Raw genomic sequence first — 16,483 nt, forward strand, 5'->3', positions numbered from 1 at the left:
CTAAAATGAATCCCAACGAAATTATTTGTTGGGATTCAAAATCAAGCTAATCAAAAATAATATTTACAGAAAGAAAATAAATTTCAAACAACATGGCAACAGACAGAACTAACATTGGCTACAAATTCGAAAAAGGAGATATTCCGTCACACGAAGATTTCCAAGAGGTATTTAAAAGTTTCGTTCATATTGACGAAGACAAAGCCGATTTTCAAATGGTCGAAACAGGAACCGATGACCAGCATTATGTAACTCCTGCTCTTTTACGCGCAGGTTTACAAAATATCGGTATCATTACAGGAAATAGCTACATGCCTCTTAAAGAGCATTTTGACAATTTTGTTGGCAATACCATTAATTTACAATATGCACCAGTTAATTTTAGTGTTAAAGTATTTAAAAATGGACAATTATTGCTTGAGAAAGAAGGCAAAGGAAATGATGGAGATTACATCATCAATTACGAAATGGCCAAAATTACTTTTTCGGGAAACATTGATAATAGAAATATTGAAGTCGATTATTGGTATAAAAATTTAACTCCAAATCCAGGAGGCGGTACTGGCGAACAAATTGACTTTACAAGTTTTTTACATACTTCAGGAAATGAGACTAAAAACGGAATCCTGACTTTTAACAACACAACTCCTACCTCAACAAGCGGAATTGTATTAACAAACAGCGGTGCCGATGCTGCCGCAAAAGTATTGGATGTAACAGTTAGCGGTGCCGGAAGCGGTATTGCGGTTCAAAATACAGCAACAGGAACTGGTGTTAAAGTATCAAACACTGGAGCTGGAGCAGGTTTACAAGTAAATTCTTCTTCAACCGCAACAGGAGATCCTTTGCAAGTATCGAAAGATAATGTTGTAAAAGCCAAAATTGATGCGGAGGGAATTGTAACAGCTAAAAAATTTGTTACCGAAGGCGGAACAGCTGAAAAATTTGTAAAAGGAGACGGTTCTTTTGATGATAAAGTTTACGCTGAAGACGCAATTGTAATTCATACCACTGGCAATGAAACTAAAGATGGTGCCTTAAAGTTAACACACAATACTTCGGCAAATGATGTTTTAACAATTGAGAAAAATAATAGTGCGAACTGTTTAAAATTAATTCAAAACTCAAGTTCTAATGCTACCACTTCAACTTTTGATACTAGCACTCCAAATGTCAACAGAAAGGCGATTAGCATTCAAAAAGAAACACAAGAAAAAGCATTTATCACACACGATGGAAACGTATCTGGAACTTCATTTACAACCTTAAACGAAAAAGCTGATATTACGGATGGATTCTTGACTTTAGCGGGTTCTACTACTCCAACTGCAATAGCAGATCATGCTAAATTATATGCCAAAAAAGACGGTACTAATACTGATATGTATGTAATGGGTAGTGATGGGGTTGAGAAGAAGATTGGTGCAAGCGGTGGTGACTTAGATAATGTTTTACATAAAACAGGATATGCTACCGAAACCAAAACTGGAGAGTTAGTTATTGATAGTGGAACAAATGGTAACAGTGGATTTGTGTTAAGTAAATTACCTACTTTTATAAATAGCGCCCCGTATTCTACAGGACTTGATAATGATTATAATCTATGTAGACTTCCAAATGGCGATTTGTTAACTCAATCAGCAAGAGCTCCTTACAATGTTAGCATAACTCCATCGAGTGGAGGTACTCCCTCATCATATAATGTGACATCATACAACTCTACTTCTTATATGAAGTCTTTCCCTAATGGAGATGTTTTACTTTCTAATTCAAATGGAACTAATGTTGAAAAAATACCATTTGGAGGAGGAAGCAAAGTTGTTTATTCAAGTGAAAGAAAGTATGATGATATAGTTATACTTGCAAATGGTGACTTTTTAGGAGTTTTTAACACTACCGTTTATAAGGTCCCTTTTGGAGGCGGAACGTCAACTGTATTTGCCACCGGATTTACTGCACTTAGATCAATTACTGAGCTCCCAAACGGAGATATTATAGTCGCAGATGGCTACAATGATAGTATGACTCTTTATAAAATTCCACCTAGCGGGGGATCTAAAACAGTATATCTAAGTGGTAATTACTCATTTAGAAGATTACTTTCATTTTCTAATGGTGACATTTTGTTCCATTATCTTAATGTTGTATACAGAGTCCCTTTTGGAGGAGGAACTCCGATTATCTATGCCTCTGGATTTGAATATTCAATCACAGGCCTTGTCATTTTAAACTTAAATGAGATTCTTGTAGGTCAACTATATAGTATCATTAAAGTAAGTGGTTCAATCTCTAAAAATGTTCTTACAACTGATTCCGTAGGGAAAGTCATAAAAACAACTTATCTAGAAGATGTTCAATATGCAAAAGCATCTGAACTGGATAATTATGTTGATAAAACAACTCATCAAACTATAACAGGGATTAAGACTTTTAATAGTAGCAGCACAGATTTAGGTATGATATCTATGACCTCAACAAGAGGATCTATACCTCTTATAAAACTTACAAACTCCGGACTCGGCAGTACATGTATTAATTCAATTCAAAATGATACAGTAGGACGAAATCTTGTATTGGCTGCCGGTCCAGCATCAACAGGATTTGCTATTGAATCAATAAATAATGGAACTTCAACATTTCGACTAAATAAAGAAGGAGATATCACTGCCAATTCGTATAAAAAGTCTGGCGGTACAAGCTCACAATACTTAATGGCAGATGGGTCTGTAACAACATCTTCTCCTCAAGCGTTACCCTATAAAGTCTATACAGCCAAATTGACACAATCCGGAACAAATCCTCCAACTGCATTAATATTAGAAAACACTTTAGGAGGTGTTCCAACTTTTTCAAGAATTAGTGCTGGTTATTATGCAATGACTTTAGCAGGTACATTTAATACTTTAAAAACTGTATGTCTTGGATCATTTGCAAACGGCGTTATTTATAGTGCTGGAGGAACATTGTCTGTTGGTGTTCAAAGCGTTGACACCATAGAATTTAGAGTTCAAAATGGCGGAAGCGCAACCGATAGTATGTCAATATTTGTAGAAATTCGAGTTTATAATTAAACATTAAAAGTCAAAATAAAAAACAATAATAAAAATGGAAAATACAAAAATCAACAAAGAAGAAGCAAAAACAATCAAAGCAGAACAATTAAAGAAATTGCAAGATTTTAATGTCTTTATGGATAAGGCAAGATTATCATTGGGAGAATTGTCTATTCAATACGAGTTTCAAAAAGCAGATATTTTAAGCCAGATTGCTGTTCAACAGCAAAACTTCAATGAATTGGAAAAAGCAATTAAAGAAGAATACGGAGACATTCGCGTGAACATTGAAACTGGCGAAATTGTAAAGCAAGAACAAGAATAATTCTTGATCATAATTTTTAGATAGTTATTTAGGAACCACAAGTTTACCAGTCTCTGACGTGGTTCCTATTAACTTTTATTTGGGCTTTACAGCTTTTGAATTTGTACAAATCAAGTTCATACTTCCTATTGGCAGTCTTCGTCTATTTACTTCCAGACAATCTGCTTCATTTAAATTATTGCTTTTTTATAAAATTCAATTTTTCAGCGATAAAATAAATAGCACTTCAAAAAGGTGAAATCAAAAAGCGCATACAATAGCTTTTCACCTCATCAAACTTAGTTTTTGCTTAAAGCAGTCTTTCGCTAAGTTGAGACAAATCATAATCAATTATAAACAAAGTATGGAATATTACAATATAGCCAAGTCATTGACTGCGGCAAAAAATGATTGCGCTGCCGGAGTCATGGGAACTTCCGTTACACTTACTGCCAATGCAAACCTATTTGTATCAACAATAAGTGTTGAAGATGCCAATGCAAAAGCTGATGCATGGTTAGCTGCAAATGTTCAGGCCTATGCGAATAACGTAGGTTCGTGCAGAATTACAGCCTGGAGAGGAGTGAATCCGTCTTGTGTTGTTGAACCTGATGTAAACTTATCCCCTTTTAACTACATGGTTATTAGATACAAATGGGCATTAGGAGCAGGACAAGATTTTGACACTTATACCGGAATCATTAATTCAGGAACCATCTTAGATAATAAATGGATGGGTTGGGGTCACGGATTTAATAACGAAATTCCACAAAATGCCCTAGCTGCAGATTCTTACATCATGTGGGCGGGTGATAATACGCAAGCAAATGGTGTTGAAGCCTGTCTTGTTAATTTCAGTAAAATAACAACAGACTACCCTACTTTAAGTACTGTTCAGATAAGAATGGCTGGTTCATGGTATAGAACTGTCGAAACAGGAAATATAGATGTCGAAATAGTTACGTATCTCGGCGGCACAATGCAAAAATCAGGTTATGACATCATTAATGTTGGCGGAACTCTAGTTGATCGAAAGAACTTTTCTAAAAAAGTACCAATCCAAGGAACCAATTTGGCTAAAAACATTGAAGCCGTTACTAATCTTGGATACGTTACCTACATCAAAGACTCGTCTACAGGAAAAATCGTAATTAAATATTAAAAACAAAAAATATGGGAAATACAGGATACAAATCTTTTGGGGCACTCGAATTATATTATGTTGATGACGGAAGCCCAACAGGACAGCCAACTAAACCAAATGTAGTTACAGATCCTGATTATATCGCACCTGTTTTAGACACTACAACATGTGCTCCTAGTATAAGATATTATAGTGTAGAAAAAAGATTAAGCGCGAAAAAGAACGATTGTGGATCGGGATACAGCGGAAGCACCGTTACACTTACTGCTCTTACAAATCAATTTGTTTCTACCGTAAGTCTTGCAGATGCCAATGCACAAGCAGACGTGTGGTTAGCAACAAATGTACAGTCTCATGCAAATATTGCAGGAACATGCGAAGTCACTCCAACCTCTGGCGGAGGCGGAGGCGGAGGTACCGGATGTTTTGTTGAAGGCACGCTAATAACATTACCTGACGGAACAAGAAAAGCAATTGAAAAACTTACGCTTGACCAATTATTGCTTTCTACCGAAATTGAAACGCTTAACGATACCAATATTCCTGACGAATTATACAAATGGTCATGTGAATGTTTATCTGAAAACAGAATTATATCACCTATTACAAAAATTGCAAAACAAGTTGCCGATAAAACAATTATTGTTAATGAAGGGTTGTTAGAGGCTACTCCTACCCACCTACAATTAATTCAGCGAAACGGATATTGGAGGTTTATTCCTCTAGGAGAAATTTTGGTTGGCGATAATTTATATAAAATAGATCAAGAAATTATTCCGGTGACCTCAGTAGTAGTCAATTTAGAAAAACGAAATATTTATCCAATGACTTTAAATCCATTTCACACCTATTTCGCAAATGGAATTTTAACTCACAACTATAAAGAGGCAAATCATAATGATAATTAAAATTGAGCGCCAATTAAAGTAATAAAATAGCTTCTTCTTTTAAAAACGCTACAAGTATTTAATCCAAATTCTACAGAACAATTCTTTTTAAAATTGGCCATCAAATAATCTTTAGTCAAAAAAAGAATGTAGAATTTGGATTTACGTGTATGTCATTTCCAAAGAAATGCTTCAAATACGTAGCAATTATAAATAAACAAAAATGGATACTAATCACAACAGAATAAAAGTCGCCGACTTAGAAAAAAATGACCCAAACAAAATTTTAATGACCAATACCAATGGTGAATTAGAATTTAGTAGTATAAACGATATCAGCTATAACTCCCTTGATTACATTGTTCCAGGTAAAGCCCTAGATGCAAGGCAAGGAAAAGTTTTAAAAGATTTAATTGATCATGCAAACGATTTGCTTGCTTCTGACAACATCGATTTAAATACACTCCAAAAACTCGGAGATGCGATTGAAGTGGTCCACAGTTCTTTAAGTACCTTATCTACAGATATACATAGCATTCAAACAAGTATTTATAATTCTCTTGATTATATTGCTCCTGGCAAAATTTTAGACGCTAGACAAGGAAAAATCTTAAAAGATTTAATTGATGATGCAAACGAACTGCTTGCTTCAGACAATGTCGATTTAAATACACTCCAAAAATTAGGAGATGAGATTGAAGTGGTCCGCAGTTCTCTAAGCACAATAGTCGTAAATGATTTAAGTACTGGAGGCACTACAAAAGCTTTATCGGCTGAAATGGGAAAAACTTTGCAAACCAATAAAGTCGATAAAGTTACTGGAAAAAGCTTAATTTCTGATATTGAGATTACTCGTTTGGCAACACTATCAAATTATGTGCATCCTTCTACTCACGCTCCAAATATTATTGCACAAGATTCAGAAAACCGATTTGTTTCGGATACTGAAAAAGCAAATTGGAACGCGAAACAAGGTGCTTTGGGATTTACTCCTGAAAATACTTCGAATAAAAATATTGCCAATGGTTATGCTGGTTTAGGAGCAGATGGAAAACTAATTTCTTCTCAACTCCCTGCAATTACCGTAAATGACACTTTCGTTATTGCTTCAGAGGCGGCTATGTTAGCATTAACTGCAGAAACGGGAGATATCGCAGTAAGAACCGATTTGAGCAAATCTTTTATTTTAAAAGGCTCCAATTCAGCTCTTTTAACTGACTGGCAGGAATTACTAACGCCAACGAGCGAGGTAACAAAAGTTTTTGGAAGAAATGGTGCCGTTACTGCTCAAGCTGGCGACTACAATGCTGATCAAATTACTGAAACAGCTTCTCGAAAATTTCAAACTGCAACTCAACAAACTTTTAATGATGCTACAAGTTCGATTCAGACACAATTAAATTCGAAAGTGTCTACTACAGGTTCAGGAGCTTCGGGCACATGGAATATCAATGTAACTGGAAATGCAAATACCGCGGGTGGATTAGCAGTTCATTCGTCAAGAAATAATGAGGCAAATAAGATTGTCAGAACAGATGAAAATGGCTATATCCAAGCGGGATGGATCAATACCATTTCTGGTGATAGCGGAGCTACTCCAATAAACAGAATTTTTGCATCTAATGATCAATATTTAAGATATTATACTCCTGAAAATTTTATAAATACTTTAGGATTAGCAACAACTTCGTCTGTAATTTCTTCTAACAAAGATAGTGGTACGCCAGTTGCAACATACTTCCTAACGGGTGGTACAGTAAGTGGCTTAAAAGTAAAACTGCCATTCGCAGCAAATTCTGCAAAAATGGTATCGTTTACGGTTAGATTATATCAATCATATGAAGCCTATGACATTCAATTTTCTGGTTATTTATACGAAACTATTGATAATTGGTATTCTCCAAAAGCGGTCATGATATGTGGAACTAGCCCTCTAAATGTAATTATGGGGAAAGATTCTGACGGAAAAGCTTATGTATGGCTATCAGGTGGAAGCTATTCTGGTGCTGCAGTTTTTGATGTTGTTGGTGGATATAGGGAAGCTGATTGGAATAATGGATGGACAATCACAAATGATTCATCAGTTCCAAATCAAACATTAAACACAACGGTCTATCCGGCAATAAATACGAATACTTACAAAAACTATTCAGCATTTTCCGGTATAGTATCTTCTGGTTCAGGTTTCCAAACTGCCAATTATGCCACAAATACAAGAAACAGAATTTGGTCTTTTGGAGATTCAGATCAGTATGGCCTTAGTTTTTTTCAAGGCGGTGCTGGTCAATATGGCACAGATTCAATTGGAATCCATTTTGGAAATGCAACAAATGCGGGATCACAATTCATCTTCGCTAACAATGGAAATTTCATTACATCAGGATTAACTACAAGTACCGCATTAGGTGTAGCTCAAACGACAGGAGACGGACAAGGTCTTTCTTTATATGCTGGTGCCGTAAATGGAAGACCTTCATACGGTTTAATGTTTGCTACAACATCAAATTATGGCGGGCATGGATCTGTAAGTGGAGATTGGGCAACCTATTTTACTATGGAGGGAGTTTCAAATCGAGGATGGATATTTCGCTTGGCTAACAACAATATTGCTAGTATTAGCGCAAATGGTGTCTTTACTGGATCAACATTTGTTGGGCCATTATCTGGAAATGCCAGCACTGCAACAATAGCCAACCAGATGAACTGGAATAATTATGGCGCTGGCCATACTATTTTTGACGCTTCGGCATCTGTATCTCCTTCAGGCACTTCTGTAAATAATGTCAATGCTCAAATTCCTTGGTCTTCTACTTACCCATCTCTAATGGGATGGAATGGCGCTAATACTTACGGTCTTAGAGTCGACTCTGCAAGAATTTCTGATAGAACAGATCGAGCAAATGGTAACCTTTATATTGATGACAACTATGGTAATGGTGTTGTTGGTGTTTATTCTTCAACACGTTATCAGGGAGTTTATGCTATGGGTGATGCCTATAAATTATCTGCAGATGGAACTGCCACTAACAACTGCTACGGATTAGCTTGGACGCATTCTAATGTTGGAGGTCAGTCAATCGCTGGACTTAGCCATCAACTATTAGTTATGGAAGCTGGAACTACTAAAACAGCTATTGGTACTGGTATTTGGACTTCAGGAGCTGTTACCGGATCAAGATTTGCTGCTGGGTATGATGCAGGAGTTGCAAACTCATTTTCATGCGATGGGTGGTTCAGATCTGGAGGACAATCAGGTTGGTACAGTTCTACTTATGGCGGAGGAATTTGGATGCAAAACTCAACTAACGTAGAAATTTATGGCAATAAACAACTTTTGGTTAATAATAGTATTGTTGCAACTGGAGATATAACTGCTTACTATTCTGATGAACGATTAAAAACGAGAAAAGGCAATATTACCAATGCTATTGATAAAGTTAAAACTTTAAATGGTTTTTATTATAAGAACAATCGTTTGGCGAAAAGCTTTGGTTATAAATCTACTGATTTGCAAATCGGACTTTCTGCACAAGAAGTACAAGCCATTTTGCCTGAAGTTGTTACTACTGCTCCATTTGATAGAAAAGTTACAGAAGAAGGAGAGGAAATTTCTAAATCTGGTGAAAACTATTTAACTGTTAACTATGCTAAACTAGTTCCTCTTTTAGTGGAAGCTATAAAAGAACAGCAAGCTCAGATAGATTATTTATTAGCTAAAATTGGCGAATAGAACTTTAAATTCTCCTTATGCTTTACTGTCTATAATTCATAGAGAAACCTATCTAGAACTGTCTATTTTGCTTTCAATACAAAAGCTTCTACTTATTTCTATTTTTTCTAAAACCAGTAAAAACTAAATAATTTAATCAATTCATATGAATACAAATCATAATAGGATAAAAGTATCCGACCTAGAAACGAACAGTTCTGATCAAATTTTAATTACAAACTCCAATGGCGAATTAGAGTTTAGCAATATTAAAAATATCAGTTACAATGCATTGGATTATACCCTAGAAGGCAAATCTCTGGATGCCAGACAAGGTAAAATCTTAAAAGGTCTTATTGACAATATTAATGCTTTACTTGCTTCTGATAATGCAAACTTAAATACCGTTCAGGAATTAGTAGATGCTATCGAAGCAATCCAAGCGTCGCTAAATAATATTTTGGTAAATGACCTTACAACTGGTGGAGCTACAAAAGCATTATCTGCAGAAATGGGGAAAGTGCTGCAAAACAATAAAGTTGATAAGGCAGCAGGAAAAAGCCTTCTTTCTGATTCAGAAATTACGCGTCTGGGGACACTTGTAAACTACACACATCCAACAACTCATGCTCCGAGCATAATCGCACAAGATGCTAATAATCGTTTTGTTTCTGATGCTGAAAAAGCCACTTGGAATGCAAAACAATCTGCTCTCGGATTTACTCCTGAAAATACTGCAAACAAAAATGCAGTTAATGGTTATGCAGGACTAGGAGCAGACGGAAAACTTATCGCTGCTCAATTGCCTTCAATTGCAATTAAAAATACTTTCGTAGCCGCTTCCCAAACTGCCATGTTAGCATTAATTGCAGAAACAGGAGATATGGCAATTAGAAGCGATGTAAATAAATCTTATGTCTTAAAAGGAACAAATCCAACATTAATAAGCGATTGGCAAGAATTGCTGACTCCGCCAAATGCTGTTACGACTGTTTTTGGCCGTAACGGAGCTGTTGCCTCTCAAACAGGAGATTATACAGCCGATCAAATTAGTGAAACTGCATCGAGAAAATTTCAAACGGCCAATCAAAATACTTTTAATGATGCCACATCTAGTATTCAGACACAGCTAAACTCAAAACAAGCAAACATTGCCTCAGGCACTACAAGTCAATATTTTAGAGGTGATAAAAGCTGGCAGACGCTAGACAAAACTGCTGTTGGTTTGCCTAACGCAGATAATACTTCTGATGCCACTAAAAATGTTTTATCTGCAACCAAACTGACAACCTCCAGAACTATCAATGGAGTTGCTTTTGACGGCTCTGCAAATATCACAATCAGTGCTACAGATTCAACTCCAAGAATTGCTTCTAGCGAAAAAGGTGCCGCTAATGGAGTGGCTACACTTGATGCCAGCGGTATTATTCTAACATCACAACTGCCAAGTTATGTAGATGATGTTTTGGAATTTACAAATTTGGCTAGTTTTCCAACAACTGGCGAAACTGGTAAAATTTATATTGCAAAAGACACCAACAAAACCTATCGTTGGGGAGGATCAGTATATGTTTACATTACAAGTGGTGCGGTAGATAGCGTTGCGGGGAAAACTGGCGTTGTAACATTGGCTAAATCTGATGTCGGTCTTGGAAGTGTGGATAATACTGCCGATACTGCTAAAAATGTTTTGTCTGCTACGAAATTAACAAGTCCTAGAACAATCAATGGAGTTTCTTTTGATGGTTCTGCAAACATTACGATTGCTGATTCAACAAAAGAAAATAGTATTGCTGCGGGTACAACTTCTCAATATTGGAGAGGAGATAAAACTTGGCAGGTTTTAACTACGGCCAATGTTCCTGAATCTGGCAACTTATATTTTTCAAATGCAAGATCAATTGCTTCGGTACTGACTGGCTATACTTCAACAGCGGGGACTATTGTCGCAACCGATTCTATTTTAACAGCTATTAATAAATTAAATGGAAATGATGCTTTAAAAGCTCCTCTAGCCTCTCCTATCTTTACAGGTACAGTTACGGCACCAGCTTTTTCAGGAGCTTTAACAGGGAACGCTTCAACAGCAACTATTCTTCAAACTGCAAGAACAATTAATGGAGTGTCGTTTAATGGTTCTGCAAACATTACTATAGCCGATTCAACAAAATTGCCGTTAGCTGGCGGAACGATGAGCGGAGATATTATATTTCCTGGAACTGATCGCTCAGAAGGAATTTTTGGAACTTACGATTCTACAAAAACGCAATCAATTTGGTCTATTGGAACGGCTTATAGAAGCTCTATTGATGGTTCAACTTTTGGCACTTTATATGGCCTTGCATATAAACACACCAATAATCCATCAGAAGGAACTATGGCTGGCGGACATCAAATGGTGTGGTGCAATAATGGAGTAGCTAAATCTGCAATTGGTGACGGAATTTGGACATCAGGAACAATTACCGGAAATGGTTCAGGTTTAACAGGCATCTCGCAAACATTCAGTATTGGAGGAAATGCTGCTACAGCTACTAAATTACAAACAGCGAGAACAATTAACGGTATTTCATTTGATGGTTCTGCAAATATTATAATTCCAATTAATAATACTGATAAAGTTCCTCATCAAGACGGAACAAGATCAGATCTTAATTATAATATTGCTCTTACTTCAGGCTTTTACAATGTTAATTCAACAGGAACAAATGGTCCTGGCTCATCTTACAACAACTTAATTGTTGCTAAAGGTATCGATACAGGGTTGCAAATAGCTGGAGGCCATAATAATGATTCATTATGGTTTAGAGGATGGAGCTCAAATGGAACAACTTTTACGCCATGGAGACGACTATTGCATGAGGGTAATTACAATTCATATTCACCAACTTTAACAGGAACAGGTGCCAATGGAAACTGGGGCATAAATATTACAGGAAGTGCTGGAGGTTCTTCAAGATATGTCGATTTGTTAGCTAATAGAACTGATGTTGCGGCTTATCCAATCCTTTGGGGAGTTAGTCAAGGAACAAATCCAATGACTGGTAATGCTTCGACTTATGCATTTTCCTGTGATGCTGTAAAAATTCAATCAAGCACAGGAACAGTAATTGCTAATAACTTTAGTGGAAGCGGAGCTGGTCTAACTGGGACAGCTGGTTCACTAAGCATTGGAGGAAATGCTGAAACTTCAACTTCAACAAGAAGAATAACTTTTACAGATGGACCAAGAACTTTAGCTGACCGATTACCAAATACATTTGCACGAACCGTTAATTTTGATTTTGCGCATGCTGCCGCAATTGGAGGATCAGGAAATTATGGAGGAGTTATGACCTTTGCTCCTTGGGATGGCAACACATCTTCAACGGGGGACTCTTCATATCAATTAGCATTTAGAAATGAAAGCGGTGTAAATGGTTCTGGATTACCTGGTCTTAGACTTAGAAAAGGAATTGATACAACATGGGGAGGATGGTATGACATTTTACATTCTGGTAATTATGCAGCATTCTCCGCATTTTCAGGAGCAATTACAGGAGCTTCTTTAACTGTCTCTGGAGATGTTACCGCTTTTTCTGATGCGAGAGTTAAAGAAAATATCAGACCAATTTCAAATGTAATTGAAAGAATTCAAGCTTCACGAGGAGTTGTTTATGATCGAACTGATAACGACCAAAAAGACAATATCGGATTTATTGCTCAAGAACTTGAAGAAAACTTTCCTGAATTGGTTCTTACCAGAGAAGACGGAACAAAAGCTGTTAAATATCAAAATGCGGTTGCTGTATTATTTGAAGCAGTTAAAAAACAACAGGCGCAGATTCAAGAGCAGAGTGAAAAATTGAAACTAATTCTTAAACATTTAAACATTAATTAAAAATGGCAATTTTATCAACAGAACCAATATCGATGAGTCAGATCAATACAGAATTACAACGAAACTCACCATCATTGCAAATATCATTAAATGATGCCGAGAAAAATGGCTATGACATCGCTATTAACCAGAATAGCACTATTAAACCAAATGGCCTCTCGCCTTCCTCTATGAGCGAATGGAGAGGATATAATCATAAAGCAATTTCTTCTGGAGGTGGTTCTAGTGGAGGTGGAACAGTAAATACTGGTGTAATCTGGAATGAGACAGGACGCACCATTAGCGCGACTTATATGACAGTTAAAGCAAACGGAACTACAGTTGCCAATATTACTCTTCCTACTCTTGCTAGTGGAGCAAGCTTCAATTTTAGCACTTCATATACTAACCTTATATTCTCTAATGGAACATTTGTTCTAGATTTATATACCCCTACTGTAGGTTTAACGTCATCAAATTATTTTTATATGAACGCAGGATATAACAGTACAAATGGATATTTTTCCAATACTGGCAGTAGTTTAAGAGCGACAGTCACATCATCTGGCCCCCAATACACTATCATAATTCATATAAAATAATTCAATGAAAGTTGTATACAGTTACTGGGATACTGGTGATGGCTTGAAAAAGCCTAGCAATTGGTTTAGCTCAAGGCTAATGTTGTCATCAATGGTAATATCAGTTCTTAATAGCTACAAACATTACGGAAGAGTAGAAATGGTTACTGATAGTGCAAGTAAAATATGGATTGAAAAATTAGGATTGCCCTTCGAATCCATCAAAACTGATCTTGATGAATTAGAAAAATATGACAAAGGTTCATGGGCTTTGGGAAAAATTAAAGCGTACAGTATTCAGAAAGAGCCATTTTTGCATGTTGATTTGGATGTAATTTTGTTTGAACCTTTTTCACAAAAATTACTCAACCATGATTTATATGTTCAAAACTTTGAACCTTTCAGTATGGATAATTATAATAAAACATATGTTCCATATATTGACCTATTAGAAAATCATGGAACAAATTTGCCGATTGGATTCTCTGATAAAAAACACGCCGTAAATCTTGGAATTTACGGATGTAACAATCTTGAATTCAATAAATTATTCTGCAATTCCGTATTTAACTTCATTGATAATAATGAGCAAAAGTTCAAATCTCTTGTTCCGCTTCACAAATTATGTGTTGTCTGGGAACAGTATTTTTGGGCTCTCATTGCTGATAAATTAAAAATGTCTATCGGTACAATTATAGATCCACAATACAAACTAGCATCTGAAACAGGGTATTTTCATTTGTTAATTGATAAATACAAAGAAGAAATTGCAACTAGTTTTAATGAACATGTAAAAAACATTTATCCTAATTATTATCAATCAATAGAAGAACTATTAAAATTTGATAAAAAAGAATCGTAAAATTTTAATGTAGTAGATAAAAACAACCTCCAAAGTCAAATTTAGACTCTGGAGGTTTCTTTTTATATCATAATAAACAATCATTTCCCAAACTTCCCAACCCCACTCTGCAGCCAACTATAATACTCCTCAATATTCGGATTATAAGCAGACGGCTCAACCAAGTTGGCACTGTTATGATCAACAATTACATAAAACGGCTGTGCATTCGCTTTATAGGTTTTTATCTGTAAATCGCTCCATTTGTTGCCGATGGTTTTGATTTTCTTTCCAGTAGTTTCAGAAACATATTGTTCGCTTTTTGGAAGTTCTTTTTTATCGTCTACGTAAAGCGAAATCAAAACCAAATCATTGTTTAAAACGCCTAATACTTTCGGATCTGACCAAACCAGTTCCTCCATTTTTCGGCAGTTTACGCAGGCATATCCAGTGAAATCTAATAAAACTGGTTTTCCGACTTTTTTAGCATATTCCATTCCTTTATTGTAATCGTGGAAAGTGATGATATTTTGCGGACCGTGCTCTGCTCCTTCTGGCAACGAGCCTGTTATTTTCAATTCAGAATTGCCTGAAACTCCAAGTCCGTTTGGAGATTCGCTGTACTGCATTGGAGGTGGAAATCCGCTGATTAATTTTAACGGTGCACCCCAAAGCCCTGGAATTAGATAAATCGTGAAACTCAAAACGATCAATCCGAAACCTAATCTTCCAACTGAAATATGATTTAACGGAGAATCATGCGGCAATGTAATTTTTCCAAATAAATAAAAAGCCAGCATTCCGAAAACGGCAATCCAAACCGCAAGGAAAACTTCTCTTTCTAACCAGTGCAATTGCAATACTAAATCGGCATTGGATAAAAATTTGAAAGCCAAAGCCAGTTCTAAAAACCCTAAAACTACTTTTACCGTATTCAGCCATCCGCCCGATTTTGGCAGTGCATTTAACCAACCCGGAAAAGCAGCAAATAATGAAAATGGCAATGCAATCGCAATCGAGAATCCTAACATTCCAACAATCGGAGCGATTCCGCCTTTTGAAGCTGCTTCAACCAATAAAGTTCCTACGATTGGTCCGGTACACGAAAAAGATACAATTGCTAAAGCCAATGCCATAAAGAAAATTCCAATTAGCCCTCCTCTATCGGCTTGCGAATCTACTTTGTTGGCTAATGAACTTGGCAGAACAATTTCGAAAGCGCCCAAAAACGAACAGGCAAAAACGACCAATAAAATAAAGAAAATTAAGTTGAACCAAACGTTTGTTGAAAGTGCGTTTAGCGAATCGGCACCAAAAACTGCGGTTACGATCGAACCCAATAAAACGTAAATAATTACGATTGAAAATCCGTAAATCATTGCGTTTCTAATTCCAGCCGCTTTACTTTTACTTTGTTTGGTAAAAAAACTTACCGTCATCGGAATCATCGGGAAAACGCAAGGTGTTAGCAATGCTGCAAATCCTGATAAAAAAGCTAAAATAAAAATAGTCAGTAATCCTCTTGATTCGCTTTTCTTTGGCGAATCTGTAATTTCATTTGATTTTTTTTCTGGTTTCTCAGAAACCGCTTTTTCTTCTGTAATTACAGAATCTTCTTTTACGATCGGAGTTTCTTCGGCGGAAGCCAATTTCTTTTCGCTCGGAATTTTAAAAGTTAATTCTTCTGTAGATGGTGGTAAGCAGTTGCTGTCATCGCAAACCATGAAATCTACTTCTGCAGCAATATTTGAAATCTCTGAAGTGAATTTGATTTTCTGTGTAAAAACCGCTTTATCTTCAAAATATTTAATTTTCATATCGAAGATTTTATCGACTGTTTCGTGTCCTTTATCTTCAGTCGTTTTTCCGATTAATTCGAATTTTTTAGGCTGATTTTTAAAAGTAAAAGCCGTTGGCGAAGGCCCGCCTTCTTCAATATATTGTCCGTACAAATGCCAGCCAGATTGTATGACGGCCTGGGCTTTTAAAATATATTCTTTATCTGAAATTTTTTCTACAGCTGTCGACCATTTTACAGGATTATACATTTGTCCGAACATGGAAACCGAGAGCAATAACAGGAATGCAATTATGGTATTTCTCAT

At 36.2% G+C, this 16,483-nt stretch carries 9 protein-coding genes; 8 read left to right on the forward strand and 1 reads right to left on the reverse strand.

Annotation, left to right across the window (positions count from 1 at the left end; translation table 11 throughout):
* Positions 1 to 92: 92 nt before the first annotated feature.
* The 8 genes from ACWA1F_RS10680 (at position 93) to ACWA1F_RS10715 (ending at position 14,399) form a co-directional block, all read left to right on the forward strand.
* Positions 93 to 3,071 (forward strand): hypothetical protein, encoded by a 2,979-nt coding sequence (locus tag ACWA1F_RS10680; RefSeq protein ID WP_456893736.1) that lies wholly within the window; start codon positions 93 to 95, stop codon positions 3,069 to 3,071.
* Between the two features lie 34 nt (positions 3,072 to 3,105).
* Positions 3,106 to 3,378, forward strand: a complete 273-nt coding sequence (locus tag ACWA1F_RS10685) for a hypothetical protein (RefSeq protein WP_456893737.1) — start codon at positions 3,106 to 3,108, stop codon at positions 3,376 to 3,378.
* Between the two features lie 343 nt (positions 3,379 to 3,721).
* On the forward strand, positions 3,722 to 4,519 hold the full coding sequence (locus ACWA1F_RS10690) for a DUF5977 domain-containing protein (protein ID WP_456893738.1): 798 nt from the start codon (positions 3,722 to 3,724) through the stop codon (positions 4,517 to 4,519).
* An 11-nt stretch (positions 4,520 to 4,530) separates the two neighbouring features.
* Positions 4,531 to 5,409 carry a DUF5977 domain-containing protein gene (locus tag ACWA1F_RS10695; protein WP_456893739.1) on the forward strand — a complete coding sequence of 293 codons (879 nt, stop codon included), beginning with the start codon at positions 4,531 to 4,533 and terminating at the stop codon, positions 5,407 to 5,409.
* 202 nt (positions 5,410 to 5,611) lie between these two features.
* A complete protein-coding gene (locus ACWA1F_RS10700) occupies positions 5,612 to 9,118 on the forward strand; it encodes a tail fiber domain-containing protein (protein ID WP_456893740.1) in 3,507 nt (1,168 codons plus the stop codon).
* Positions 9,119 to 9,263: 145 nt separating this feature from the next.
* Entirely contained in the window at positions 9,264 to 12,977 is a 3,714-nt protein-coding gene (locus ACWA1F_RS10705; protein WP_456893741.1) for a tail fiber domain-containing protein, read from the forward strand.
* A 2-nt stretch (positions 12,978 to 12,979) separates the two neighbouring features.
* Complete coding sequence (locus tag ACWA1F_RS10710; protein WP_456893742.1) at positions 12,980 to 13,558, forward strand: hypothetical protein; 579 nt, start codon at positions 12,980 to 12,982, stop codon at positions 13,556 to 13,558.
* Between the two features lie 4 nt (positions 13,559 to 13,562).
* On the forward strand, positions 13,563 to 14,399 hold the full coding sequence (locus ACWA1F_RS10715) for a DUF6734 family protein (protein WP_456893743.1): 837 nt from the start codon (positions 13,563 to 13,565) through the stop codon (positions 14,397 to 14,399).
* 80 nt (positions 14,400 to 14,479) lie between these two features.
* Here the strand turns inward: ACWA1F_RS10715 and ACWA1F_RS10720 are convergent, their stop codons facing one another.
* Positions 14,480 to 16,483 (reverse strand): protein-disulfide reductase DsbD family protein, encoded by a 2,004-nt coding sequence (locus ACWA1F_RS10720; RefSeq protein ID WP_456893744.1) that lies wholly within the window; start codon positions 16,481 to 16,483, stop codon positions 14,480 to 14,482.

Source organism: Flavobacterium erigeronis (genome assembly GCF_054075165.1).